The following is a 2381-nucleotide window of genomic DNA, read 5'->3' on the forward strand; positions in this document are numbered from 1 at the left end:
CCCGGGCGGCTCGGTCCCCTGCGACGAGGACGTCATCGAATTCTCAACCGGCGCTGGGTTTTCGGTGCCCGGCAGGCAAGACCTCACCGCGCACTACGTCCGGACACTCGACACCTGGACATCGAGACTCGAAGCCGCCCGCGACCAGGCGATCGCCGTAACGTCCACCGAGGTCTACGAGCGCTACATGAAGTACCTGACGGGATGCTCGGACTTCTTCCAGCGCAACATCTCCGAAGTCGGACAGTTCACCCTCGTCAAGAGCTAATACGCTCCGAACACCAGAGCGACGTTGTACCCGCCGAGACCGAAGGAATCGCTGATCGCGTAGCGGTAGTCGCCCCGCCGTGGCGCACCGGTGACGACATCGAGGTCGACCTCGGGATCGAGCTCGGTCAGGTTCAAGGTTGGCGGCACGACGCCGTCGGCCAATCCGTCACCGGTTTCAACGGTGCCATGCCTGCTGCGTTCCTTGTGTGCCTGCTGAGGTTGTTGAGCTTTCGCTTCAACAGATTAGTTGTTTCCCCGTCGAGAGGCTCTTCCTGGCCAGAACGCCGCGAGCGGCTGGGAGCGACAGGCATGCCGCAGTCCCCGGGTGCGAATTTTCGCCGAGAAAGACGCGCTTCGACCCTGGCGTTGTCGCGGGGGGATCACGCGTAGCGGGCTGATGGTCATCGCGACGAAACCGAGTTCCCACCGCAGCATCACCGCGGTAATCGCGGCGTCGCGTCCCGGCTGACGCATCTACAGTTCACCGCCCGGCACTCTCCGGTTCATCCGCCGCGAATAAGTTTCGTGGCGCAGCGTTAGGTTTGCCCGGCGGAACCGCTCCCCGACTCGGTGTAAGCCGGTGGCGGCCTGCAATGCCGCCTACTGACTGAAGGAGCGACATGATGTTCAACCGATGCGGTGTCGCGGTGAGCCTGCTCGCCACGAGCGCCCTGATCCTCTCGTCGTGCAGCAACAGCAGCAGTCCCGCGCCGCCATACGCGAGCTCGGCCAAGGTCGACTGCGGAGGCAAACAGTCGTTAACGGCCAGCGGCTCGACGGCCCAGGCGAACGCGATGACACAGTTCGTCAGCGCCTACCAGAAGGCCTGCCCGGGGAAGACGCTGAACTACACCGCCAACGGTTCCGGCAGCGGGATCAGCCAGTTCCTCGCCAACCAGACCGATTTCGCCGGCTCTGACACACCGCTGAGCGGAGACCAGGACACCCAAGCCCAGCAGCGGTGCGGTTCGAACGCGTGGAACCTGCCCGTGGTGTTCGGTCCAATCGCCGTCACTTACAACCTCAACGCCGTCGACAACCTGGTGCTTGATGCACCCACATTGGCGAAAATCTTCGATGGCACGATCAAGCGGTGGGACGACCCAGCGATCACGGCGCTCAACTCGTCGATGCCGTCGGAGGACATCCGCGTGGTGTACCGCAGCGACCAGTCCGGTACCACCGATAACTTCCAGCAGTACTTGCAGGCGGCCTCCGCCGGGGCATGGACCAAAGGCGCCGCCAAGACGTTCCTCGGCGGCGTCGGCCAGGGAGCCACGGGCAACGAAGGCACCTCGTCGGTGGTCAAGAATACGGAGGGCGCGATCACCTACAACGAGTGGTCATTCGCGCAGCAGCAGCGGCTTTTCGCCGCCGAGATCAAAACGCCGGCAGGGCGGGACCCGGTGCGCATCGGCAACGATACCGTTGGCAAAACGATCGCGGGGGCCAAGATTACGGGCCAGGGCAACGACCTGGTCCTCGACATCTCCTCGTTCTACAACCCGACCGAGCCGGGTCTCTACCCAATCGTGCTGGCGACCTACGAGATCGTCTGCTCGAAGTATGCCGACCCCGAGGTGGGTAGGGCCGTGCGGGCGTTCCTGCAGTCAGCCACCGGTCCAGGTCAGGCGGGCCTTGCCGACAACGGCTACATCCCGCTGCCGACCGAGTTTCAGTCCAGGGTGTCGACCGCAGTCAATGCCATTAGCTGACTCCGATGACCCACTGATGGCTTAGAGAATTGGGTTGCAGAGCCGCAGCGCGGCGTGCAGGGCAAAGCGCTGGGCTGCCTTAGCGCTACTTTGGCACTCGTGCCGGGCTGCTGGTCGCTCTGGTCGAAGACTTCTACGGTCGGCTGGGGCACGCCGCGATGATGCGCGTCTACGATGCACCGACATGGCAGCAGCGAGAGCGGCTACCGTTACGGGGGTCCCCGAACCCAGATAAGGACGAGTACAGATGAGCGGCGACGACGAGTCGGTCACAACGCTGGACGACCTCAAGGGCGATCTGGCGCGCCGCTACAAATCGACACCGAGCAGCGGTGCCTCGGTCGACCCCGCGATCGTCAACGCCGACTTGGCGGCCCTCGACCGCGACGGTTACGT

General features: G+C 64.1%; 2 protein-coding genes and 2 pseudogenes. 3 read left to right on the plus strand and 1 reads right to left on the minus strand.

What is annotated here, in order from left to right; translation table 11 throughout:
• Positions 1-268: class I SAM-dependent methyltransferase (locus tag VKI00_RS01795; protein ID WP_324434842.1), on the plus strand; the 268-nt coding region annotated here is incomplete at its 5' end.
• Here the strand turns inward: VKI00_RS01795 and VKI00_RS01800 are convergent.
• Positions 265-432 (minus strand): annotated as a pseudogene (locus tag VKI00_RS01800) (beta-ketoacyl-ACP synthase); the annotation flags it as partial. The gene VKI00_RS01795 and the pseudogene VKI00_RS01800 sit on opposite strands and share 4 nt — an antisense overlap.
• A 458-nt stretch (positions 433-890) precedes the next feature.
• On the opposite strand from VKI00_RS01800, the gene pstS reads away from it, so the two are divergent.
• Together pstS and VKI00_RS01810 are read left to right on the plus strand one after the other, a co-directional pair.
• On the plus strand, positions 891-1985 hold the full coding sequence (gene pstS, locus VKI00_RS01805; protein ID WP_324434844.1) for a phosphate ABC transporter substrate-binding protein PstS: 1095 nt from the start codon (positions 891-893) through the stop codon (positions 1983-1985).
• Between the two features lie 247 nt (positions 1986-2232).
• Positions 2233-2381: pseudogene (locus VKI00_RS01810) on the plus strand (phytanoyl-CoA dioxygenase family protein); the annotation flags it as partial.

The organism is Mycobacterium sp. (assembly GCF_035314665.1).
Classification (GTDB): Bacteria; Actinomycetota; Actinomycetes; order Mycobacteriales; family Mycobacteriaceae; genus Mycobacterium.